General features: G+C 64.1%; 25 protein-coding genes. 15 read left to right on the top strand and 10 right to left on the bottom strand.

What is annotated here, in order from left to right; translation table 11 throughout:
- Window positions 1-30: 30 nt before the first annotated feature.
- The 5 genes from NKI21_RS30845 to NKI21_RS30825 all read right to left on the bottom strand — a co-directional run bounded on the left by NKI21_RS30845 (window position 31) and on the right by NKI21_RS30825 (window position 6,129).
- Entirely contained in the window at window positions 31-1,002 is a 972-nt protein-coding gene (locus tag NKI21_RS30845) for a GlxA family transcriptional regulator (protein WP_128305626.1), read from the bottom strand.
- 296 nt (window positions 1,003-1,298) lie between these two features.
- The gene (locus tag NKI21_RS30840) at window positions 1,299-2,480 is read right to left on the bottom strand and encodes a trans-sulfuration enzyme family protein (protein ID WP_352868968.1); all 1,182 of its coding nucleotides are present in this window, start codon (window positions 2,478-2,480) and stop codon (window positions 1,299-1,301) included.
- The gene (locus NKI21_RS30835) at window positions 2,477-3,898 is read right to left on the bottom strand and encodes a pyridoxal-phosphate dependent enzyme (RefSeq protein WP_352868965.1); all 1,422 of its coding nucleotides are present in this window, start codon (window positions 3,896-3,898) and stop codon (window positions 2,477-2,479) included. Before NKI21_RS30835 ends, NKI21_RS30840 begins: the two co-directional genes overlap by 4 nt.
- Before the next feature lie 361 nt (window positions 3,899-4,259).
- On the bottom strand, window positions 4,260-5,594 hold the full coding sequence (locus NKI21_RS30830; protein ID WP_352613173.1) for an FAD/NAD(P)-binding protein: 1,335 nt from the start codon (window positions 5,592-5,594) through the stop codon (window positions 4,260-4,262).
- A gap of 31 nt (window positions 5,595-5,625) precedes the next feature.
- The gene (locus NKI21_RS30825; protein WP_352442344.1) at window positions 5,626-6,129 is read right to left on the bottom strand and encodes an RrF2 family transcriptional regulator; all 504 of its coding nucleotides are present in this window, start codon (window positions 6,127-6,129) and stop codon (window positions 5,626-5,628) included.
- A gap of 908 nt (window positions 6,130-7,037) precedes the next feature.
- Here NKI21_RS30825 and tauA point away from each other — a divergent pair.
- From tauA to NKI21_RS30780, 9 genes are all read left to right on the top strand, one after another.
- A complete protein-coding gene (tauA, locus tag NKI21_RS30820) occupies window positions 7,038-8,051 on the top strand; it encodes a taurine ABC transporter substrate-binding protein (protein WP_352868962.1) in 1,014 nt (337 codons plus the stop codon).
- A 167-nt stretch (window positions 8,052-8,218) separates the two neighbouring features.
- Window positions 8,219-9,010, top strand: coding sequence for a taurine ABC transporter ATP-binding protein (locus tag NKI21_RS30815; RefSeq protein ID WP_352868959.1), 792 nt, complete (start codon window positions 8,219-8,221; stop codon window positions 9,008-9,010).
- On the top strand, window positions 9,007-9,867 hold the full coding sequence (locus NKI21_RS30810; RefSeq protein WP_352868956.1) for an ABC transporter permease subunit: 861 nt from the start codon (window positions 9,007-9,009) through the stop codon (window positions 9,865-9,867). The genes NKI21_RS30815 and NKI21_RS30810 overlap by 4 nt, the downstream gene beginning before the upstream one ends.
- A 29-nt stretch (window positions 9,868-9,896) precedes the next feature.
- Window positions 9,897-10,082 (top strand): hypothetical protein, encoded by a 186-nt coding sequence (locus NKI21_RS30805; protein WP_352868953.1) that lies wholly within the window; start codon window positions 9,897-9,899, stop codon window positions 10,080-10,082.
- A 194-nt stretch (window positions 10,083-10,276) separates the two neighbouring features.
- Entirely contained in the window at window positions 10,277-10,450 is a 174-nt protein-coding gene (locus tag NKI21_RS30800) for a GIY-YIG nuclease family protein (RefSeq protein WP_128305618.1), read from the top strand.
- 257 nt (window positions 10,451-10,707) lie between these two features.
- Window positions 10,708-11,679, top strand: coding sequence for a sulfonate ABC transporter substrate-binding protein (locus NKI21_RS30795; RefSeq protein ID WP_352868949.1), 972 nt, complete (start codon window positions 10,708-10,710; stop codon window positions 11,677-11,679).
- A 91-nt stretch (window positions 11,680-11,770) separates the two neighbouring features.
- The gene (ssuD, locus tag NKI21_RS30790) at window positions 11,771-12,934 is read left to right on the top strand and encodes an FMNH2-dependent alkanesulfonate monooxygenase (protein ID WP_352723058.1); all 1,164 of its coding nucleotides are present in this window, start codon (window positions 11,771-11,773) and stop codon (window positions 12,932-12,934) included.
- Window positions 12,931-13,707, top strand: a complete 777-nt coding sequence (locus tag NKI21_RS30785; protein ID WP_352868946.1) for an ABC transporter permease subunit — start codon at window positions 12,931-12,933, stop codon at window positions 13,705-13,707. The genes ssuD and NKI21_RS30785 overlap by 4 nt, the downstream gene beginning before the upstream one ends.
- A 10-nt stretch (window positions 13,708-13,717) precedes the next feature.
- Window positions 13,718-14,509: an ATP-binding cassette domain-containing protein gene (locus tag NKI21_RS30780; protein ID WP_352442350.1), complete on the top strand. Its 792-nt coding sequence runs from the start codon at window positions 13,718-13,720 to the stop codon at window positions 14,507-14,509.
- A 202-nt stretch (window positions 14,510-14,711) separates the two neighbouring features.
- Here the strand turns inward: NKI21_RS30780 and NKI21_RS30775 are convergent, their stop codons facing one another.
- Window positions 14,712-14,888 carry a hypothetical protein gene (locus tag NKI21_RS30775; RefSeq protein ID WP_352868944.1) on the bottom strand — a complete coding sequence of 59 codons (177 nt, stop codon included), beginning with the start codon at window positions 14,886-14,888 and terminating at the stop codon, window positions 14,712-14,714.
- Window positions 14,889-15,197: 309 nt separating this feature from the next.
- On the opposite strand from NKI21_RS30775, the gene NKI21_RS30770 reads away from it, so the two are divergent.
- The 4 genes from NKI21_RS30770 to NKI21_RS30755 all read left to right on the top strand — a co-directional run bounded on the left by NKI21_RS30770 (window position 15,198) and on the right by NKI21_RS30755 (window position 18,310).
- Window positions 15,198-15,557, top strand: coding sequence for a septal ring lytic transglycosylase RlpA family protein (locus NKI21_RS30770; RefSeq protein ID WP_352868941.1), 360 nt, complete (start codon window positions 15,198-15,200; stop codon window positions 15,555-15,557).
- A 247-nt stretch (window positions 15,558-15,804) separates the two neighbouring features.
- The gene (locus NKI21_RS30765; RefSeq protein ID WP_352868938.1) at window positions 15,805-17,082 is read left to right on the top strand and encodes a polyhydroxyalkanoate depolymerase; all 1,278 of its coding nucleotides are present in this window, start codon (window positions 15,805-15,807) and stop codon (window positions 17,080-17,082) included.
- Window positions 17,083-17,315: 233 nt separating this feature from the next.
- The gene (locus tag NKI21_RS30760; protein WP_027040328.1) at window positions 17,316-17,933 is read left to right on the top strand and encodes a transglutaminase-like cysteine peptidase; all 618 of its coding nucleotides are present in this window, start codon (window positions 17,316-17,318) and stop codon (window positions 17,931-17,933) included.
- Between the two features lie 203 nt (window positions 17,934-18,136).
- Entirely contained in the window at window positions 18,137-18,310 is a 174-nt protein-coding gene (locus NKI21_RS30755) for a hypothetical protein (protein ID WP_352555704.1), read from the top strand.
- An 85-nt stretch (window positions 18,311-18,395) separates the two neighbouring features.
- On the opposite strand, the gene NKI21_RS30750 is transcribed toward NKI21_RS30755, so the two are convergent.
- Genes NKI21_RS30750 through NKI21_RS30735 form a run of 4 tightly spaced genes read right to left on the bottom strand, consistent with a single transcriptional unit; the run spans window position 18,396 to window position 21,168 of the window.
- Entirely contained in the window at window positions 18,396-18,764 is a 369-nt protein-coding gene (locus NKI21_RS30750) for a helix-turn-helix domain-containing protein (RefSeq protein ID WP_352868934.1), read from the bottom strand.
- Window positions 18,765-18,789: 25 nt separating this feature from the next.
- Complete coding sequence (locus tag NKI21_RS30745) at window positions 18,790-19,320, bottom strand: Smr/MutS family protein (RefSeq protein WP_352868931.1); 531 nt, start codon at window positions 19,318-19,320, stop codon at window positions 18,790-18,792.
- Window positions 19,317-20,435 (bottom strand): murein transglycosylase A, encoded by a 1,119-nt coding sequence (gene mltA, locus NKI21_RS30740; protein ID WP_352868928.1) that lies wholly within the window; start codon window positions 20,433-20,435, stop codon window positions 19,317-19,319. Before mltA ends, NKI21_RS30745 begins: the two co-directional genes overlap by 4 nt.
- A 25-nt stretch (window positions 20,436-20,460) precedes the next feature.
- Window positions 20,461-21,168, bottom strand: coding sequence for a Tim44/TimA family putative adaptor protein (locus tag NKI21_RS30735; protein ID WP_352868925.1), 708 nt, complete (start codon window positions 21,166-21,168; stop codon window positions 20,461-20,463).
- 217 nt (window positions 21,169-21,385) lie between these two features.
- On the opposite strand from NKI21_RS30735, the gene NKI21_RS30730 reads away from it, so the two are divergent.
- A complete protein-coding gene (locus NKI21_RS30730; RefSeq protein WP_023813421.1) occupies window positions 21,386-21,886 on the top strand; it encodes an FxsA family protein in 501 nt (166 codons plus the stop codon).
- 129 nt (window positions 21,887-22,015) lie between these two features.
- Window positions 22,016-22,513: a protein-export chaperone SecB gene (gene secB, locus NKI21_RS30725; protein ID WP_023813420.1), complete on the top strand. Its 498-nt coding sequence runs from the start codon at window positions 22,016-22,018 to the stop codon at window positions 22,511-22,513.
- Window positions 22,514-22,752: the final 239 nt, after the last annotated feature.

The raw sequence follows: 22,752 nt of genomic DNA, 5'->3' as shown, positions 1-22,752 counted from the left end.
GAACTCGTCGCGGCGCGATTAGCAAGTCCCCTAATGCCTCCTCGCCAATCTCGGCGGATGCCCGTGCTCCTCGCGAAACGCCCGGGCAAAGCTCGACATCGAGGCGAAGCCGCAGGCCAGCGCCACGTCGCGCACGGCGAGCGTCGAATGCGCCAAAAGGTCGGCGGCGCGTTTCAGCCTCAGGCGCCGGTAATAGCCATTGGGCGAGATGGCGAGTTCGGAGCGGAAGGAGCGTTCGAGCTTGTCGGAGGAGACGCCGAGCTTCGCGGTCAGCTCGGCCATGCCGAGCCGCTCCTCGACCGCGTCCTCCATGATGGCGATGGCCGACAGCACCAGTTCGTTCTGAACGCCGGTGCGCAGCCGCAGCGGCATCATCTTGCGGTCGATGCTGGAGCGCAGCTGGCTGTGCACGAACCATTCGGCGACGCCGGCCGCAAGCTCGGCGCCGTAGTCGCGGGTGATGATCTCCAGCATCATGTCGAGGCTGCCGACGCCGCCGGCCGAGGTGAAGCGCTTGCGGTCGATGACATAGAGGTCGCGCCTAAGCTCGATGTTGGGGAAGGCTTCGGTGAAGGCGGCCTGGCTGGTCCAGTGCAAGGTGCAGGCATGGCCGTCGAGCAGGCCAGCGCGGGCGAGGAAGAACGCGGCATCGGCCACCGCGCCGATATGGGCGCCGTTGCGCAGGCTCTTGCGGATCCAGTGTGCTGCGTCCTCGGCGACGAGATGATCGGCATCGCCGCCCGAGCAGACAACGATGCGATCGACCTTCGGCGCATCCTCGGCGTAAAAACCCGGCTGGATAACGACGCCGTTCGACGCCTCGACCGCGCCTTTCGTGCCGCCGACGATGATCCAGCGATAGCATTCTCTTTTCGCCAGGACATTGGCGGCACGCAGCGGCTCGATGACCGAGCTGAACGCCATCATCGGAAAGCCGGGAAACACCAGCACCGCGAAGGTGAGCGGGGTGTCGGTGGGTTTGGGTGGGGCGTGTGTAGCCATGGGGCGCTACACTTCGGGCAGATGGGGTTCGGGGTCAACGGGGCTTGGCTGAACGATGCGCGAAGCGCGGTTTGCCGTTGACCGTTGTCGCGGCGAAGAGATCGGTCCGACGTCGGCGGGACAGCACCCCCCTCTGGCCTGCCGGCCATCTCCCCCGCAAGGAGGGAGATTGGCAGCTTCGATGGCGCCGCTCGTCTTGCAACGTTCGAGATTAGCGAAAGCGGAAGTGACATCTGATCTCCCCACTAGAGGGGGAGATGTCCGGCAGGACAGAGGGGGGTGTGAAGGATCGCTGCCTATCCCCCCAGCGCCTGATCCAGATCCGCGATCAGATCGTCGCCATCCTCGATCCCCGCCGACAATCTTACCAGCGAATCCGATATGCCGATCTCGGCCCGCTTCTCGGCCGGAATGGACCCATGCGTCATCAGCGCCGGATGCTCGATCAGGCTTTCCACCCCGCCGAGGCTTTCGGCGAGCGTGAACAGTTGCGTGCGTTCGAGGAACTTTTTGGTGCCGGCAAGGTCACGGTCGAGCACGGCTGTGATCATGCCGCCGAAGGCGTGCATCTGCTGGACGGCGACGGCGTGCTGCGGGTGGCTGGCGAGGCCGGGATAGATGACGCGGCGGACGTCGCGGCGCGCTTCCAGCCATTGCGCGATCTTGAGGCCATTGGCGGAATGACGCTCCATCCTGAGCGCCAGCGTCTTCAGCCCGCGCAGCGCCAGAAAGCTGTCGAACGGACCCGAAATGGCGCCGATGGCGTTCTGCAGGAATTTCAGCTGGGTGGCGAGCTCCTTGTTGTCGCCGACCACGGCGACGCCGCCGACCATATCGGAATGGCCGTTGAGATATTTCGTCGTCGAATGCACCACGATATCGATGCCGAGCTCCAGCGGCCGCTGAATATAGGGACTGCAAAACGTGTTGTCGGCGACCGTGAGCAACCCCTTGTGCTTGGCGAGTGCCGCAACGCCTTCGAGGTCGACGATGCGCAGCAGCGGGTTGGTTGGCGTCTCGACCCACAGCATTTTCGTCTCGGGCCGGATCGCCGCCTCGACGGCAGCGAGGTCGGTGAAGTCGACGAACGAGACCTGCAGGTTGGCCGAGCGTTTGCGCACCCGCTCCATCAGCCGGAACGAGCCGCCATAAATGTCGTCGGTGGCGACGATGTGGGCGCCGGAATCGAGCAGCTCCAGAACGGTGGCGATCGACGCGAGGCCGGACGCGAAGGCGAAAGCGGCCGAGCCGCTTTCGAGATCGGCCACCGCGCGCTCGAAGGCAAAGCGCGTCGGGTTCTGGCTGCGGGCATATTCAAAGCCCTTGTGCACGCCGGGCGACTGCTGGGCAAAGGTCGAGGTGGCGTAGATCGGCACCATCACCGCGCCGGTCAGCGGGTCGTGGCTCTGGCCGCCATGGATGGTGCGCGTCGAGAAGGCCAGGCGGTTTTTTCCGGCTGGCGGTGTGCTGCTGGTCATCGTGCGCGCCTCAAATGGTTGATCAGGTCGATGCGGGTAATCAGGCCGACGAATTCGTCGCCGTCGAAGATGATGGCGACCTCGTTGCGGTCGAACACCGGCAGCAGCGCATCCAGCGTCTGGCTGGCCTGCAGCGTGTGCAGATTGGAGGTCATGGCCGTGCGCACCGGGCCGTTGAAGCGCTCCCAGCGGCCGTCATAGGGGCCGTCGACCTTGGCCAGGATGTCGCTTTCGTCGACGATGCCGACGAGCTTGCCATTGTCGAGCACCGGCAGCTGCGAGACATCGGAACGGCGCATGCGGCCATAGGCGTTGAGCAGGCTTTCGTCCGGGCCGACATAGACGGTGTCGCCGGTGCGGTGCGAGCGCATCACCAGATCGCGCAGATCGCCATGCTGCTCGTGCTCAGCCAGCCCCTGCTCGGCCAGCCAGAAATCGTCGAACACTTTCGACAGATACTTGTTGCCGCTGTCGCAGACGAAGGTGACGACGCGTTTCGGCACCGTCTGCTCGCGGCAATAGCGCAGCGCGGCGGACAAAAGCGTGCCTGAGGACGAACCGGCGAGGATACCTTCCTTCGACAAGAGGTCGCGGACCGCCAGCATGCTCTGCTTGTCGGGGATGGAATAGGCCTTCTTGACCAGCGACAGATCGGCATTGGGCGGCACGAAATCCTCGCCGATGCCTTCCACCGTCCAGCTGCCAGCCTCTTCCATCTTGCCGGTCTTGATCAGCGGCGCCAGCACCGAGCCGACCGGATCGGCCAGCACCATTTCGGTCTTCGGCGACACTTTCGCGAAGTAGCGGCCGAGCCCGGTCAGCGTGCCGCCCGAGCCGACGCCGACGACCACGGCGTCGACATCGCCGTCGAGCTGCGAGAAAATCTCCGGGCCGGTGGTGGTTTCATGCGCCAGCGGATTGGCCGGGTTGGCGAACTGGTTGGCATAGAAGGCGCCGGGCGTTTCCGCCGCGATCTTCTCGGCCATGTCCTGGTAATATTCGGCATGGCCCTTGCCGACATCGGAGCGTGTCATGCGCACCTCGGCGCCGAGCGCGCGCAGATGCTGGATCTTTTCGCGCGACATCTTGTCGGGCACAACCAGCACGATGCGGTAGCCCTTGGGGATGCCGACCTGGGCGAGGCCGAGGCCGGTGTTGCCGGCGGTCGCCTCGACAATGGTGCCGCCACGCCTGAGCCTGCCCTGCTTTTCAGCCGCGGCGATCATCGACAGCGCGATGCGGTCCTTGATCGAGCCGCCGGGGTTCTGGCTTTCGAGCTTGATGAACAGCCGGCACTTGCCGGTGTCGAATTTGGTCAGCTCGACCACCGGCGTCTGGCCGATCAGGTCGAGAACCGACGCATAGGGCGGACGCAGGCGGGACAATTCGTCGGCTGCGGCGATCTCGTGCTCGCTCATATCGATGCTCCATGACCAAGCGACCGCCTCAAGGCAGAGCGGCAGCGTATCCTCTTTTCCAGCCCTTTGCAGTCGGAAAGAAGATAGATCGTGCCAATCAACCGGCCAGATGCGGAATGAAATTCCGGGTTGTGGCTGTGGTCTCAAACAAAACGCTACCGCAGCACTCCGTCACACCCCCCTCTGGCCTGCCGGCCATCTCCCCCGCAAGGGGGGAGATCGGATGTCGCCGCCGGTTTCGCCAATCTCCAACGTCGAAGAAGAGGGTGCATCAGGCGAAGCTGCCAATCTCCCTCCCTGCGGGGGAGATGTCCGGCAGGACAGAGGGGGGTGCTGTCCCGCCGGCATCAAAGGTCCTGCTTCAACCCAACAACTGCTTGCTCAGCCTCGCACACTGCACGCGGATATCCGGAATGGCGTCGATCTCGAAGAAGGTGCCGCGCGTCAGCGGGCCGACGGCGAGGATCTTGGCCGAGACGGTTCCGTCGCCGGCGATGATCTCGCATTTGGCCGATACATCGAGGCCGATGCGCAGCGGATCCGGCCGTGCTAGGCCGCGGTCGACCAGCGAGCGCACGACGCTGTTCGACGAGGTCGAGATGTCCCTGACGATACCAGAGCAATCGTAGATGCGGGCGACCTCGAAGGTCTCGAGGCGCTGCGTGTGGCGCGACTGGACCTGGACGGTGAATTCGCCGTTGCGCGCGATGTCGACGACGCGGCCGGCGACCAGGCGGATGCGGCCGGACCGCACGGCTTCGGTGACGCGGGCGTAGACCTCGGGCGCCATGCGATGGCGGTGGATGTCCCACCAGGCCTTGGTGTGCTCGACGAAGCGGCGCTTGGCGGAAGCCGGCCAGTTCTGCCAGATCTTCTGGTTGAACGGCCGCAGGCCGTCGACGACGTCGCGCCAGTCGATGCCGGCCTTCTGGTTTTCCTTGATCAGGTCGCGGAACCAGCCGACGAAATAGGAGAGCTGCGTGCCGAGCGGAATGTCGGCGACGTCGAGCTTGATCGGATTGCCCTTACGATGCGGCGAGGGCAGCAGGCCGCGCCGCGACACAGCTATGATATCGCCGCGATGGCCGCGCTGTTCCAGCGCCAAGAAGGCATCGACCATGCTCAGGCCGGTGCCCAGCACCATGACGCCGGCGTCGGGGGGAAGTGCTGTGTCGGCTTCCGATCCCATCCTGATGGCATGGCCTTGCGCCGGCTCCTCGTCGTGGCCGGTGGCCAGCACGGCGAGATGCGCAACGACGCTGGTGCCGTTGGCCAGCGCCACTTCGACACCGGATGCGGTGGGCGTGATCGAGAGGCTTTCCTCGCGGATCAGCCGAAGCCGCCCGGTCTGCTTTTCGCGCGCCTGCAGCTCGTCGAGCAATTCGCCGAGGTAACGGGCATAGATGCTGCGCGGCGCATAGAAGGGCGCCTGCTCGGCCGTTGCCAGGCCGCGCTCCTGCAGCCAGCGCCAGAAATTGCCGGGATCGTCGGCATAGGCGCTCATGCCGGCGGCGCTAACATTCAAGACATGCGCCGAGAGCAGCGTCGAATAGGCGATGCCCTGGCCGAAATGCGGGCGCCTTTCGATCAGCGTGACGCGCAGGTCGGGATTGGGCGACTTCAGGAGATGCGCGGCCAGCACGACGCCGCTGGCGCCGCCGCCGACAATGATGATGGAGTTGGCGCGCCCGGTCATAGGCATGCCTTCGCTCTGCGCAGCGCCAGTGTCAGGCCTGGACCTTCACCGCGACCGGCAGATCGCCGATGTCCCTCGCAACCGGCAGGTCGTCGATGCGCTTCGCGACCGATAGGTCGTCGAGGACGATGTCGCGCATTTCCGCGAGGCTGCGCTGATCGAGCACCTCGGCGATCGCCTGCCGGACCTCGAGCATCAGATGTCGGACTTGGCATGTCGCCTCGTTGCAATCTTCACAGCGCTGGTACTGGGTGCGGCTGGCGCAGGGGATCGGCGCCAGCGGACCGTCGAGGACGCGCACGACATGGCCGACCTTGATCTCGTCGGCGGGGCGCGCCAGGCGATAGCCGCCATCCTTGCCCTTGCGGCTCTGGACGAAGCCGGCATTGCGCAACTCGCCCAGGATGGCGTCGAGAAATTTCTTCGGGATGTTGTTGCCGGTGGCGATGTCGTTGACGAAGGCAAGCTGCCCGGCCGGCAATTGCGCGAGATGGACGAGCGCCTTGAGGCCGTACTTGCCCTTTTTCGTGAGCATGAGATCAAAATTTCTCTGTCATGCGACGGCGTGGAACCATCGGTTGCAAAACGCCTGGCGTGCGTTGCCGCCGCGTCCAAGCCCGCATGACACATAAATTCTAGTGACATGATGTACAAGCCGAGAACCGTTGATTTTGCTTCGTTTTCAAGCCGCTGTGGCCATTTTAGCCCGACCTTGTGCCCTCGAAAGCACAAAAATGCCCTTTGAGAGCAGTGGGATGGCAAAATGGTCCTCCAGGGCCGGATGTGGTCGGCATCGACTGACGCGACGGCGAAAGCCGATCCATGCCGCGAGCGATCATGGTGATGTGGTGGCCGCTCATCGCCGACTCCAACTCTCTCATGTCGATAAGAATACTATATTTATGCTGGAGCACTGTGGAAGGTGTTTTCGAATCCATGGCTTTTTTGGGTATGGATTTGCCTGACAGGGGCAAGACTAGGAATTCTCGTTCGCGATCGAGGTCATGCCATTCCTTCGAGCGTTGGTGCGTGCACAACCTTGCCGGACGCTGGCAGGACAGCACTCCCCTCTGCCCTGCCGGGCATCTCCCCCGCAAAGGGGGAGATTGGCAAATCCACCGTAGGTTCAACACCTGCAACGATGGCGATTGGCGAAAGCCGGGATGACAGCGATCTCCCTCCTTGCGGGGGAGATGGCCGGCAGGCCAGAGGGGGGTGCTGTCCCGCCGACATCCGAAGACTTCGGACAGTAGCCGAGCCCCCAACGTCACGGCTTGGATCAAGCCAGGAGATCGCTTGCAGCCGCCCTATCCGCCTCGCCACCCACCATCGACAGCTTTTTTCTAACAAGCTCGCCTTGGTTGGAAGGATTTAACTCTACAAGAATGATAGAATTAGCTGACTATCATGGGGCATTCCAATTCTCTCTTTCAGGAGCCCTTCATGTCCACGATTTCGCGACGCATTGTTCTTCTCTCGTCCGCCGCACTAGCCGGCGCCGCCTTCCTCGGCCCTGCCCTTGCCGACGACCTCAAGATCACCATCGGCTACCAGACAGTGGTCGAACCCTCGAAAGTGCCGCAGGCCGACGGCGCCTATGAAAAGGCGACGAAGGCCACCATCGACTGGCGCAAATTCGATTCCGGCGCCGATGTCATCGCCGCGGTCGCTTCCGGTTCGGTCGATATCGGCTATGTCGGCTCGAGCCCGCTGGCGGCGGCGGCGAGCCGCGAGCTGCCGATCCAGACCATCTTCATCGTCGGCCTGATCGGCGAATCCGAAGCGCTGGTTGCGCGCAACGGCGCCGGCATCGCTGAGATCGCCGACCTCGCCGGCAAGAAAGTCGCCGTGCCCTTCGTCTCGACGACGCATTACAGCCTGCTCGCCGCACTGAAGCACGAGGGCGTCGATCCGAAGTCGGTCGAGATCCTCAATCTGCGGCCACCGGAAATCGCGGCGGCCTTTTCCCGCGGCGATATCGACGCGGCCTATGTCTGGGATCCGGCGCTCGGCCAGATCAAGACGACCGGCAAGGTGGTGCTGGATTCCTCGCAGGTCGCCGCCTGGGGCGCGCCGACCTTCGACGCCTGGATCGTGCGCACCGACTTCGCCGAAAAGAACCCTGAGGCAGTGCGCGACTTCGTCAAGGTGACGGGCGCCGCCTATGCCGAGTTCCTCGCCAAGCCCGACGCCTGGTCGGTGTCGTCGCCGCAGGCGGCCGCGATCGCCAAGATCACCGGCGCCAAGCTGGAAGAAGTGCCGCAGTTGCTCAAGGGCTATGTCTTCCCGACGCTCGAAGAACAGGCCTCCGACAAATTCCTCGGCGGCGGCACGGTCAAGGCGGTGGAAGCGACATCCGCCTTCCTCAAGGAGCAAGGCAAGATCGAAGCCGTGCTTCCCGACTATTCGAAATACGTGTCGTCGAAATACGTCACAGAGGCGCTCGCCTCGAACTAGTACTCGTTTCACGCAATTCCGGACGGAAAACCGCTTCACACTTTTCCTGGAATTGCTCTGAACGCGCGCGGATCTCCTTCCCTGACGCCGCGTGCTGCCTGCCCCGGAACCGCTGACGAGGAGTGGTTCCGGGACAGGCGTTTTTCCTTCAAATCTGCGAGGCATCCATGGCGCATCTCGTGCTCGACCCCCATCTCGTGCTGGACAAGGTCTCGATCCACTATGACGGCCAGGCGGAGCCTGCCGTCGAGCTTGTGTCGATCGATGTCGCCAAGGGCGATTTCGTCGTGCTGGTGGGCCGTTCCGGCTGCGGCAAGACCTCGCTGCTCAACGTCGCCGCCGGCCTTGTCGCGCCGGCGCGCGGGCGCGCCTCCATCAACGGCAAGCCGATCACCGCGCCAGGCTCGGACCGGGCGGTGGTGTTCCAGAACGATGCTTTGTTCCCATGGCTGACGGCGCGCGAAAACGTTGCCTTCGCGCTCAGGCTGCGCGGTGTCAGGCCAGCCGAGCGGGCCCAGCGCGCCGATGAGCTGCTGGCGCTGGTGAAGCTCACCGACGCCGGCGACAAACGCATCTGGGAGCTTTCCGGCGGCATGCGCCAGCGTGTCGGCCTGGCCCGGGCGCTCGCCGCCGAACCCGAATTCCTGCTGCTCGACGAACCGCTCGGCGCGCTCGATGCGCTGACGCGCGAACGCATGCAGACGACGCTGCTCGATCTGTGGACGGCAAGCGAGGTCGGCGTGCTGATGGTGACGCACGGCATCGAGGAGGCGCTGGTGCTGGCCACCCGCATCATCGTGCTGGCGCCCGGCCCGGGCCGCGTAGTGCGGAGCTTCGAGCCCGGTTTTTCCCGACGCTACGCGTCTGGCGAAGCCATTCGCACGATCAAGGCCGATCCGATTTTTTCCGAAGCCCGCGCGGACTTGACCGATGCGATCTTCGAAGGAGAAGCGGCATGACCGTTACTTCCTACACGGAGCGACCGGGACACAAGATCGACGAGGCCGACGGCCTGTCGGTGCCATGGTCGCGACCCAGCCCCAAGCGTAAAGGCGTTTCGGCCCGCGCGGTCAGCGCTGTCACCATCCTGGTGGTGCTGGCGCTGTGGGCGCTGTCGGCCCGCCTGCAACTGGTGTCGCCAGTGTTTCTGCCATCGCCTGCCGCCGTGTGGAACAAGTTCATCACCGTCGCCCGTGATGGCTTCGTCGATGCGACGCTGCTGCAGCATGCGGTCGCCAGCCTGGGCCGGGTTTTCGGCGCGCTGGTCGCCGCCATCCTCATCGGCGTGCCGGTTGGGCTCGCCATCGGCATCAGCACGATCGGGCGCGGCATCTTCGATCCGCTGCTGGAATTCCTGCGGCCGATCCCGCCGCTCGCCTACCTGCCGCTGGTCATCATCTGGTTCGGCATCGGCGAGCCGTCGAAGATCCTGGTGATCGCCATTGCCATGCTGGCGCCGGTGGCGCTGTCGACCGCGTCCGGCGTTCGCGGCGTCTCGCAGGAGCGCATCAACGCGGCGCGCTCGCTGGGTGCTACCCAGCGCCAAGTGGTCCGCCACGTCATTCTGCCCAGCGCGCTGCCGTCGATCCTCACCGGACTGCGCATCGCGCTCGGCGCCGGCTGGTCGACGCTGGTCGCCGCCGAGCTGGTGGCGGCGACACGCGGGCTTGGCTTCATGATCCAGTCGGCCGCCCAGTTCCTCGTCACCGACGTGGTGGTGATGGGCATATTGGTGATCGCGGCCATCGCCTTCGTGCTCGAATTCACCATCCGCAGGATCGAGCGCGTGCTCGTCCCGTGGGCGGGACACGAATGATCGAAGCCCAGAGGAGCAGGAGAATGACGATGACCCATTCCACCGCCGTGCTGTTCGCCCAAGCCGGTAACTGGCTTCTCGCCTGGACCAGGGAAAACCAGCCGCTTGAACAGCAACTGAAATCGCCAACGCCGGTCCGCTGGGACGCCGAGCGCGACCGCCTGCCGCCACGCGACGAGAGTTTTTACTGGGCCTGGCAGTATTGGTCGCAGTGAAGGGGGCGGGGCACGACTTGTGTCACGAAGACGGCTTAACTTAAGCTTCGTCATCCTAGGGCGAAGCAAGGAGCGAAGCGCGCGGCGCAGCGCGCAGCGCAGACCCTAGGATCCATGCCGTGGCGGTGGTCGTAGAATGCGGCGGATCAGAAATGTCGCTTTGCACGCCAACTCACGCGGGCTACCCTTCAACCATGACCGGCTATGCTTACATGACCGCGAGTCAGAAGCGCGGTACGATCTACATCGGCGTCACCAACGACCTCGGCCGCCGCGTACCCGAGCACAAGTCACGACAATGGAAGATCGAGCTGATCGAGAGGGCCAATCCGGAGTGGTTCGAGCTCTTTCGTGGAACCGGCTGGTAGGCGCTCGGTTCCTTGCACCGCCGGAGCATAGCATCACCGTCACGGCATGGATCCTAGGGTCTGCGCCGCGTCGCTTCGCTCCTTGCTTCGCCCTAGGATGACGAAAGCTGGGGCTGCCGGCAGAAAACAAATCCGCTCTTCAAGTCCATCTCGCAAAATTATTCCTCTACTAAATTTATAGAACTACCTAGCCTGATCCATCTTCCAACCGGCGAGGCCATTTCCCGGCGCCGATCCGCAGCGAAGGAGAGGGATCAATGTTCAATCTGACCAAGCCTTTCAATCTGACGAGACGTGTCTTCGGCATCGGCCTGCTGGCGGCGACGGTCGCCGTGTCGTCCGGCGCCGCGGCGCAGGAGCTGAAGCAGCTCAGCATCGGCTATCAGAAGACCGGCCTGCCGGTGATCGCCAGGCAGCAGCAGGTGATCGAAAAGGCACTTGAAGACAAGGGCGTGGCGGTCAAATGGGTCGAGTTCACCGCCGGGCCGCCGCTGGTCGAGGCGCTCAATGTCGGCGCCATCAATGTCGGCTGGACCGGCGACGCACCGCCGATCTTCGGCCAGTCGGCCGGCGCTAACATCGTCTATGCGGCGGCGCTGCCGTCGAACGGCGACGGCGAGGCGATCTTCGTCAAGCCGGCGTCGCCGATTCAGTCGGTCGCCGATCTCAAGGGCAAGCGCGTCGGTGTCGGGAAGGGCACCAGCGCGCATAATCTGCTTGTCGCCGCACTGGAAAAGGCCGGTATTCCGTTCGACCAGATCACGCCGGTCTATCTCAGCCCCGCGGATGCAGCCGCAGCTTTCGCCAGCGACCAGATCGATGCCTGGAGCGTTTGGGATCCGTTCTTCGCCATCGCCGAAACCCGCTACCAGCCGCGTGTGCTGGCCCGCTCCAGCGAGGTGCTCAAGGTCAATACCTATTTCCTCGCCAACAAGGATTTCGCCAAGGCGCACCCCGAAACCATCACCACGACGATATCGGCCCTTGGCGAGGCGGCGAAATGGGCCGACCAGAACCGCGACAAGGTGGCCGCGGCGCTGCATGAGGTGACCGGCGTGCCGCTCGACGCGCAGATCATCGCCGCCAACCGCACCAAGTTCGGCATCTTTCCGATCACCGACGAGATCATCGCCGGCCAGCAGGCCACCGCCGACCGCTTCTATAAGCTCGGGCTGATCCCGAAAGCGGTCCGCATCTCCGACGCGGTGTGGACAGCACCCGGCAACTAACTTGTCCCCTGACGGCGCCGGGTGAAAACGCCCGGCGCCATTTGCGTTTGCACCCATATCTCCAGGAGATCCGCCCGTGACTGTGCCAGACATGACCGCGCCTGCCAGCACCGCACCGCTCGATTTCTTCTGGTTCATCCCGACGCATGGCGATGGCTCCTATCTCGGCTCCGAGGAGCAGCAGCGGCCGCCTGAATTCGGCTACTTCAAGGAGATCGCGCAAGCGGTCGACCGGCTCGGCTTTCCCGGCGTGCTGCTGCCCACGGGTCAGAACTGCGAGGATTCCTGGATCACCGCGACAGGTCTCGCGACGCTGACCGAAAAGCTGAAGTTTCTCGTTGCGCTGCGGCCGGGCGTCACGCTGCCGACTTTCGCCGCGCGCCAGACCGCCGCCCTCGATCGCTTGAGCAATGGCCGCCTGCTGCTCAATGTCGTGGTCGGCGGCAACCCGACCGAGCTCGCCGGCGACGGCGTCTTCCTGCCGCATGACGAGCGCTATGCCCAGGCGCATGAGTTCCTGACCATCTGGCGCGGCCTGGTGTCGGGCCAGCGGGTCGATTTCGACGGCAAATATTACCGCGTCGAGAGTGGCCGCCTCGACCTTCTGCCGCACCAGGAGCGGCCGCCGCTCTATTTCGGTGGGTCGTCGGACGCGGGCCAGGACCTCGCCGCCGACCTCGTCGACATGTATCTGACCTGGGGCGAGCCGCCGGCGCAGGTTGCCGAGAAGCTGGCCGCGGCGCGCGCAAAAGCGGCACTGCGCGGCAGAAAACTGCGTTTCGGCATCAGGCTGCATTTCATCGTCCGCGAGACCGAGGACGAAGCCTGGCGCGCCGCCGACCGGCTGATCAGCCATGTCACCGACGCACAGATCGAAAATGCGCAGGCGCGCTTCCTCAACCAGATGGATTCGGTCGGTCAGCGCCGTATGGCGCAATTGCATGGCGGACGCCGTGACAGGCTGGTCGTCTCGCCCAATCTGTGGGCCGGTGTCGGGCTGGTGCGCGGCGGCGCCGGCACGGCGCTGGTCGGCACGCCGGAACAGATCACCGAGCGCATCCGGGAATACCAGGCGATCGGCATCGATACCATCATCGGCTCGGGTTATCCGCATCTCGAGGAGGCCTATCGCGTCGCCGAGCTTCTGTTCCCGAAACTCGGGCTCGGCACCAGGCGGCAGCGGGCGCATGAGAACATCGCCAACGAATTCTCGGTCGGCTTCCATGGCGCCAACCGCCTGCAGGCTTCGTCATGAGCTTTTCCACACGCCTGCATAACAATGCCATAGGCTGGCTGCTCCCGGCGCTGGTTATTGCCGGCTGGGAGGTTGCCAGCCGCGCCGGCGTCATGCCCGCCAACGTGCTGCCGGCGCCGAGCGCGGTCGCCGAGGCCTTCTGGCGGCTGACGCTGTCGGGCGAACTGATCCGCAACATCGGGGTCTCGACCGCGCGCGCCCTTGCCGGCTTCGTCATTGGCGGCTCGATCGGCTTTGCGCTTGGCCTTGCCAACGGGCTGTCGACGCTCAGCCGCGGCCTGACCGACACGACGCTGCAGATGATCCGCAACATTCCGCATCTGGCGCTGATCCCGCTGGTCATCCTGTGGTTCGGCATCGACGAGGAAGCCAAACTGTTCCTGGTGGCGCTCGGCGTGTTCTTTCCGATCTACGTCAACACGCTGCTCGGCATCCAGAGCGTCGACCCGCAGCTGGTCGAGATGGGCCGCGTCTACGGCATGGACCGACGCGCCCTGTTCTTCCGCGTCATCCTGCCCGGTGCGCTGCCGGCGATCTTCGTCGGCCTGCGCTATGCCCTGGGCATCATGTGGCTGACGCTGATCGTCGCCGAAACCATCTCGGCCAGCTCCGGCCTCGGCTACATGGCCATGCAGGCGCGCGAATTCCTGCTGATCGACGTCGTCGTGCTGTCGATCCTGATCTACGCGCTGCTCGGCAAGCTCGCCGACAGCCTCGCCCGCCTGCTCGAGCGGCTGTCGCTCGGCTGGCATCCGGCCTTCCAGAACGGATGAGAGATTGCCCATGACCGCCGCCAGCCTGACCGCAGCCCGTTCCTTCGTCGCCACGCCGGTGCGGCCGATCGGCTCCGTCGAAGGGCAGCGGGCCTTTGCCTTCAGGCAAGCCGGCAAGCGCTTCGGCGACAAGACCGTGCTCGACGGCATCGACCTGGACGTGCCGGCCGGGCAGTTCCTTGCCGTCATCGGCAAGAGCGGCTGCGGCAAGAGCACGCTTTTGCGGCTTCTGGCCGGGCTCGACCGGCCGACATCGGGATCGCTGACATTCGGCGTGGCAGAGGAAGGACACAGCCGCACGCGCTTCATGTTCCAGGAGCCACGGCTCCTGCCCTGGGCCAGCGTGGTGAAAAACGTCGAGGTCGGGCTGACCGGGATTGCTTCCGGCGCGGAGGCAAGGCAACGCGCGCTCGACATTCTCGGCGAGGTCGGGCTTGCCGATCGGGCCGACGAATGGCCTTCGGTGCTGTCCGGAGGTCAGAAGCAGCGCGTGGCGCTGGCCCGCGCGCTGGTCGGCCACCCGCAGATCCTGGCTCTCGACGAGCCGCTCGGCGCACTCGACGCCCTGACCCGCATCGAGATGCAGCAGCTTCTGGAACGCATCTGGATCGCGCAGAAGTTCACGGCTGTGCTGGTCACGCATGATGTCGCCGAAGCGGTCGCGCTGGCCGACCGGGTCGTGGTGATCAGCGAAGGCCGGATCGCGCTTGATCTGGATGTGCCCGTGGAACGGCCGCGCCGGCGCGGTTCGGTCGAGCTTGCGCGGCTTGAGGGCAAGATACTGGACCGGCTGTTCGGGTAGCTGTCGGGGGCGGCGGCGCAATTGGTGAGCGGCTTCCCCCACTCCGTCGCTGCTCCGCAGCGCCACCTCTCCCCCCTCCGGAGGGAGAGGAAAGGGGCCTGGGTCGGCAAGCTCGCGCCTTTCCTCTCCCCCGTCGATCGGGGGAGAGGTGGCGAGCGAAGCTCGACGGAGTGGGGGTCGACCTTTCTTCGAAGCTCAACCCCTACCGGTTCGTCCAGACCAATCCCACCAGCCCGACCAGCATTGTGACGACGCCGATATAGAGCCATTGCGACTGGCCGGTCATGAAGCTGCCGCCGACCACGCCGACGCCCTGAAGCGACCACAGCGCGCCGATGGCAAGCACAATCAATGCCAGCAGATTTTTGATCAGCCTCATTGCCGGATCTCCCTTTTGAAGTCGATTGGTTGCAGCATCGGGGCCGCGATAAAAGAGCCGAAGGAAGTGGCCCGACCGTGTCGGACTCTACTTGGATATTAATGTTCGATCTTGTCAAACGAATGCCTGACAGCAGGACAAAGATCATCATTGACTGATCCTCGCGCACCGGAAAATCCCTGACAGACTGTTACCCAGCGACTCCAAACGTGTGCCATTGCCACGGAACCGCCAGATGACTGCCGCATTTCGCGCCTTATTTGGCACCTAACGGCTGGGGTCTGTCAAAAACGGAGCCATCCCCCAAATATGAAGAACTCAAAACAGACCGCGCTTGTCGCGGTAACGATCGCTGCTGGCCTGATGGTCGGCGCTTCTTCGGCAACCGCGGCCGGCCAGTGCGGCCGCGCCTCGTGGTATGCCCTGCACTCCAAGACCGCATCGGGCGAGCGCATGAACCCTTCGGCGCTGACCGCTGCCCACCGAACCTTGCCTTTCGGCACCAAGCTCCGAGTGACCAACAAGAACAACGGCCGCAGCGTCGTCGTGCGCATCAACGATCGCGGTCCGTTCATCAAGGGACGCGTGCTCGACCTGTCGAAGGGTGCGGCCGGCCAGCTCGGCTTCATCGGCTCCGGCCACACGTCCGTGTGCATGGCGCGCGTCTAGAGCTTCCTGTGTCCGGCAAGAGAGCCGGACACATTGCCTACACATTTCGGCTTACACATTTCGCAGTCGCACACTGAGCCGGCTGGCACCGTTCGGCCCCGATTTCCACGGCCTTTAACCAAAGAAGCATTGGTCACGCCGCGTGACGTATTGCATCGCAGCAATTAGTTGTTAACTTCCCCGCGAGACATCTAGGGCTCGGCGCGGCTCGTCGTCCCTTCGGTCGCAGGCAGCAGCGGGGTTCTCGATGTTCTACCAGCTCTATGAGATGAACCACGCGGCCCTGCAGCCGGCGCGCCTCTATGCCGACGCGGTGCGGATGTTCTACTCCAATCCACTCAATCCGTTTTCCCACACGCAATGGGGCCGTTCGATCGCGGCGACGGCCGAACTGTTCGAGCGCACCACGCGCCGCTACGGCAAGCCGGCCTTCGGCCTGACCAAGACCGTGGTCGACTGGAAGAGCGTCGAGGTCACTGAAAAGACCGTCTGGTCGAAGCCGTTCTGCAATCTCGTCCGCTTCGAGCGCACTGTCCCCGCCGGACGCAAGCCCGATCCGAAGCTTCTGATCGTGGCGCCGATGTCGGGCCACTATGCGACGCTGCTGCGCGGCACGGTCGAAGCCATGCTACCCTATGCCGACGTGCACATAACCGACTGGGTCGATGCCCGCATGGTGCCGCTTGCCGACGGCCAATTCGATCTCGACGACTACATCGACTATGTCATCGACATGCTGCACACGCTGGGGCCGGACACGCATGTGATGGCGGTGTGCCAGCCTTCCGTGCCCGTGCTGGCCGCCGTGGCGCTGATGGAAACCAAGGGCGACCCCTTCGTGCCCTCGACCATGACCTTGATGGGCGGCCCGATCGACACCCGCAGCAACCCGACCGCGGTCAATCTGCTGGCGCAGGAAAAGGGCATCGACTGGTTCCGCGACAATGTCGTGATGCAGGCGCCCTGGCCGGTGCCGGGCTTCGGCCGCGAGGTCTATCCAGGCTTCCTGCAGCTGTCCGGCTTCATGAGCATGAACCTCGACCGCCACATCATCGCCCACAAGGACTTCTTCATGCATCTGGTGAAGCATGATGGCGACAATGCCGAGAAGCACCGTGATTTCTACGACGAGTATCTTGCCGTCATGGACCTGACGGCGGAGTTTTATCTGCAGACCGTCGACACGGTCTTCGTGCGCCAGGCCTTGCCCAAGGGCGAGATGACACATCGCGGCACCAGGATCGATCCGTCGGCGATCCGCAACGTCGCGCTGTTCACGGTCGAAGGCGAGAACGACGACATATCGGGCCTTGGCCAGACCAAGGCGGCGCATGATCTGTGCCCCAACATCCCGGCTGAGCGGCATGCCCACTACATGCAGCCGGCGGTTGGCCACTACGGCGTGTTCAACGGTTCGCGCTTCCGTTCCGAAATCGTGCCGCGCATCGTCGACTTCATCGCCAGCTATGGCCGCCAGGAGCGTGTCGCGGTGAAGCCCAAGCTGGTCCGCGCCGCCAAGAGATAATGCACGTCGACCAAAATTGCGGTTTTGGGACGATGATCTGCATAAACCAAGCTTAACGGCGACAAACCGGTGCAATTGACCGGTAAAAGCCGGTTGGCTGGCCGATTCTGTTGCACAAGTGCCGCTGTCCAGCCCCTCGGGTAACCATGCCGACAATCCGACCGTCGTCGTAATTGACACGGACTGTAAATCCCCCTTAACCTTTCGTTAATAACAAAGGGTGAGCGGGGACAATGATTTCCTCATCGATGGCGCAACGGCTGCGCGTGTATGTGGCGGCCGGGCTGGCAGTGACGGCGGGCTGGGTGGCACCGGCCTTGGCGGGTGGAGCGATGGCGACCGGGGGGCTTACCTCGCAGCCGATCGGCCACTATGATTTCTGCAAGCTGCATCCGGGCGAGTGCTCGATCCGTCCGACCAATCTGGCGCCGGCTCCGATGAGCGACGGGCTGATGCGCAAGCTCCTCAATGTCACCGCCAGGGTCAATGCCGCCGTCAAGCCGATGAGCGACATGGACATCTACGGCAAGGACGAGGTCTGGGCCTATCCCGACAAGGGCGTCGGCGATTGCGAGGACTATGTGCTGGAAAAGCGGCGCCAGCTTTCGCGTATGAGCATATCGCTTGCCGATCTTCTGATCACCGTCGTGCGCAAGCCCGACGGCGAGGGTCACGCCGTGCTGACGGTGCGCACCGACGAGGGCGACTATGTGCTCGACAATCTGACCGACAAGGTCAAACCATGGGACGCGACCGGTTACCGCTTCCTCAAGCGGCAGGCGATCGACAACACCGGCCGCTGGGTCTCGATCCGCGGTGGCCAGCAGGTTCTGGTCGGCGCGGTGCAGTAGCTTCTGCACGAACAGGGCGGCATCGGCGATCCTTGGCGCCGCGCGCATCCTCTAATAATCTCGCATCTCTCCGTGAACCATTTCGCTCCGGCCAGCGACACACAGCCGTGAACCGAAACCAACCATGGAGACTTCAGATGACTGCTTTTCTGCGAAACACCCTTCTTGCCGCTCTCGCGGTGTCGAGCATGGCCGGATCCGCCATGGCCGATCAGACCACCACCAGCTGTGCCAAAACCAACCTCAACGATCTCTGGGCCGGCCGCTGTTGCGGTGATGCCGGGGCGTCGGACTGCCTGGGCGGCGGAAACAATGGCCATGGCGGAAATGGCGATCACGGCCGGGGCGGAAATGGCGGCACGGCCGGCAAGAAATGATCTCACCACTGTGCCCGCTGGCGGTCCGCCGGCGGGCAGTTTCCTTCTGAAGCAGGCGAACTTGCATCACGCTCGGATCGTCGGACTACGGCCGCTGGTTTAACGCCGCGCGGATCAATGCGGTGATGCGGCGAAGCTCGGCTTCGTCGAGTTTTTCGATGTTTTCCGCCAGCAGATTGGCAAGCTCGGTGGCGGCGGGGGAAAGACCCGACGTGTCGAGTTTTACACGCGGATGCGAGGCCTCGGCCAGCCGCGCCAGTTCCTCGGCATCGTCCCAGATGATGTTGAAATAGCCGATGATCTTCTGGATCAGCGTCCAGGTCGGGGCACCGCGCCTGCCATGTTCGAGCGCCGACAGATAGGCGGCGCTGACGCCGATCGCCGCCGCCATGTCCTTCTGGCGGACACCGCGTTCGCTCCTAAGCGTCCGCAGCTTCTCTCCGAACGGGGTCATGTCCCCACCCTCATGATAGAGCTCCTCACAGGCGCGCCCGCCGCAGGCGGATATAGAGCGCACCCGAACCGCCATGATTACGGGCGGCATGGTCGTGGCTGGAGACCAGCGGCCGGAAGGCGGGCGTCGACAGCCAGGCCGGTACCGCGCGCCGCAACACGCCATCGCCGCCGGAGGACGAGCCCTTGCCGGTGATGACCAGGACATAGCGGATGCCGCCGGCATGCGCCCGGTGCAGGAATGAAAACAGCAGCGAATAAGCCTCGTCCTGCGTCATGCCGTGCAGGTCGACGCGGCCTTCGATCGGCAGCCGGCCTTTCGATAATTTGTCCAGTGTCGGCTCGTCGAGGCGGTGCGTGACTTGCTGAGCCTTCGGCTTTGCGGTCCCTGCGGCGTTGGCAGCAGGGTGGGCCGGCTGCGGCTGATTTGGCCTAGCCTCGGCGGCAATGTCGGGGATGTCGACGGCAAATTTGCCCTTCAGCGGCTTGGCCGTGCGCGCCACCAGGTTCCACAGAACCCGGTCGTCCTCGCTGAGCTTGTCCGGGCGCCGGGTCATCGGATCGCACCCGCAACGAGCGCGCGTGGGATCAGCGCATAAAAATCCGCGGCATTGCGGACCACGCCGGCGATCTCGCCCGCGGCATCGCCCGAACCGGCGAACAGGTCGCCCCGCGCCGGCCCGGTGATGGCCGAGCCGGTGTCCTGCGCGATCATCAGGCGGCGGAACGGTTCTGCGTCGAAAGCAGTGAGCGTCGGCGCGTCGATGTAAAAGGGCGTGCCGAATGTATGCAGCAGGCGGTCGACGGCGATCGAGCGGCCCGGCGTCAGCGGCACCTTGGCGGCGGCGATCGGGCCAAGGGCCGCGTCCTCGACATCGGCCTCGCGGAAGAAGATGTAAGAGCGGTTCTGCCGCAGGATCTCGTCGACGCGGTCCGGATGCGCCTTGAACCAGACGCGGATCGACTGCATCGTCACCTCCGCCAGCGGAATCTCACCCAGCTCGCTTAGGATCTTGCCGGGCCCGGTGAAGCGCTGGCCGGATTTGGCGGCATAGGTGACGCGGACAAGCCGGCCGTCGGTCATGGCGAGGCGTGCGGCACCTTGCACGTGAATGAAGAAGGCATCGACCTTGTCGGCCAGCCAGGCGATTTCCAGACCCTTGCCATCAAGCGCGCCGCGCTCGATCTCGCCACGGTCGGGGTACTCGACCGGCCCGCTCGGCGTCTGGCGCGCGAAAGCGAGATAGGGATCCAGGCCGGGCGGCCGGTTTCCGTCGTCGATATCGACGAGATCGGCCGGGCGCGACAGCAACGGCACCGAAAACCGGTCCGTGCGCACCGGTGACGCCTCGACCTGCGGTTCATAGAAGCCGGTGACGAGCCCGGCGCCGGCATGTTCGGCGGGGATAAGCGCCGGGACGAAATGGCGCTCGAAGAAAGCGCGGGCTTCCCCGCGGGTCGGCGACCGATTCGCCGGCGAAACGGTCCGGGCCTCGGCGTAGGCATCGGCAAAGGCGTCGAAGTCGACGCCGAGCGCACCGCTGCGATAGGGTTTGGTCAGGACATGGAAGGCCGAGCGGCGAAAGGCGGCGAAAGCCGCCGAATGGTCGTCATCGTCCCAGCCGGGCAGATCGCCGAAGGCTTTCTCGACAAAAAGAGGCGATAGCGACACCGGAGCCTCGCCGCGTGTTTCCGAACTAGTCTTCTTCCTCGGTGGCGACGAGCTTCCAGTTCGGGTCGCGCGAGCGCGTGTCGCGGGCGAAGGTCCAGACATCCTTGACCTCTGCGACGGTTTCCGGGTCGCCGTCGATGACCGCGCCGGCCTTGTCGCGGGTCGCCGAAATCAGCTCGCTGATGATGCGCAGCGTGACATGCGCCTCGCCGCCCTTCATCTCGGCCGAGACGATGTCGGCCTTGTCGATGCCGACGAAGGAGGACTGGATCTTTTCCGCCTTGGCCTCGCGCTCGCCGATGGCGGCGACAAAACCGTCATAGACCTCGCGCGACAACAGGTTCTTCAGCGTTTTGCGATCGCCGTCGGCATAGGCGATGACGATCATCTCGTCAGCCATCTTCGCGCCGTCGACGAAACCCTTCGGCTCGAAGGACGGATCATTGTCCTTGATCGTGCGCAGGCCCTTGTTGAGGTCGGTATCGGGCTTGGCGAAAGCGTCGATCGCGGCATAGGTGTCGGGAGCCGGCTCGCCTGGCGGGCGCTTGCGCGGCAGCGAGACGACATTTTCTGATTTCTGGGCGGCATCCTTGTCGCCGGTGCGAGCCGCCGAATAGGGATCGAAGGGCGGCCGTTCGCTGCCGGTGCGGCGGCCCAGCACATTGCGCAGCTGGAAAAAGATGACCACCGCCGCAATCAGGAAGAAAATCGTGCCGAAGTCGAAGAATCCCATATCTTCCGCCAATCAATCCCTGCCCTGTGGCCGGACCGTCAGGCCCAATGGCCACGGTCGCATAGCGTTCAACATTCAAAGCATATAGAACGCAAGGCGCAATCATTCAAATCAAAGGCAGGCATACCTATCTAACAGCCTCAGTGCCAGCGGCGATTGCCAACTGGCGGCCAAAACAATCGAAACGTCATAACAATCGAAAAAAGGTTGGCAAGACTTGCGCATTTCGCTGCTTCCCTTCTTTCTCCTCGCGCTTCCGCTGCTGGAAATCGCCGGTTTCGTCATCGTCGGCCGTGAGGTCGGCGCGCTGGCGACGGTCGGCCTCGTGCTGGCCTCGAGCATCGCCGGCGTGCTTTTGCTCCGGTACCAGGGCTTTGGTGTCATGGCCCGCATCCGCACCGAGATGGCCGCCGGCCAGAACCCAAGCCGCCACCTTGCGCACGGCGCCATGATCGTGGTTGCGGCGATCCTCCTGATCATCCCCGGCTTCATATCAGACATCATCGGCCTGCTTCTGTTCCTGCCGCCGTTGCGCGACTTTGCCTGGAACCGGTTCAAGGGCCGTATTGTCGTCGCCACCGATTTCTCGACCGGCGGTTTTCGCAGCCGCCAGCGCGACAGGGTCATCGACCTCGAAGACGGCGACTATTCGCGCGAGGACGATCTGAAGCGCGGCCCGGATCACAACTCGCCGTGGCGCCGCCTGAAGGACGATTAGGGCGCCGTCCCATCTATATCCGCAGCCGAGAAGCAAGGCGGCAAACCTTGTCTTGTCATCCCCGCCATGGTAGCGAACGCCCGATTTCAATTCGGTCAGCGACGCTGCCCAGGCAAGAGGACAAGGCTTATGGCCAGCAAGGATGACGCGCCGGTCGGCGCAGCCAACGGAAACGGCAATGCGGCGCAGCCGTCGCTCAACGTTCTGGCGCAATATGTGAAGGACCTGTCCTTCGAAAGCCCCGGCGCGCCGAATTCGCTGCGCGGCCGCGACAAGGCGCCGGGCATCGCCATCAACGTCAACGTCAACGCCAACCCGCTCTCCGACAAGCAGTTCGACGTCAATCTGACGCTGAACGCCAAAGCGTCCTTCGACCAGGAAGTGCTGTTCAATGTCGAGCTGGTCTATGGCGGCGTGTTCGCCATCGCAGGCTTTCCGCAGGAGCACATGCTGCCGATCCTGTTCATCGAATGCCCGCGCCTTTTGTTCCCGTTCGCCCGGCAGATCATCGCCGAGGCAACCCGCAATGGCGGCTTCCCGCCGCTGATGCTAGACCCGATCGACTTCGCCCAGATGTTCCAGCAGAAGCTGGCCGAGGACGAGGCGTCCAAGGTCAAGGTGAGCTGAGGCCTGCTGTCATCGTTGTTGTTTCTGAGAACCCGGCCTTGTGCCGGGTTTTCTGTTTGGAACGCTGGCGGGGCAGCGCCCCTTCGAGGTTGGCTGAAGGCCCCTCGCGTCTTCGTCATCCTAGGGCGGAGCAAGGAGCGTAGCGACGCAGCGCAGACCCTAGAGCGTTTCATATTTTGACGGAAGCGTAGCCTGCGTTTTCGAAGTAGTTCTTGCATTCGGCTGCCTCGATGGTTTCG

The sequence above is a fragment of the Mesorhizobium sp. M0715 genome (assembly GCF_040320355.1).
GTDB lineage: Bacteria > Pseudomonadota > Alphaproteobacteria > Rhizobiales > Rhizobiaceae > Mesorhizobium.
Note: the sequence above shows the minus strand (reverse complement) of the source record. Positions and strands in the feature narration are given on the sequence as shown.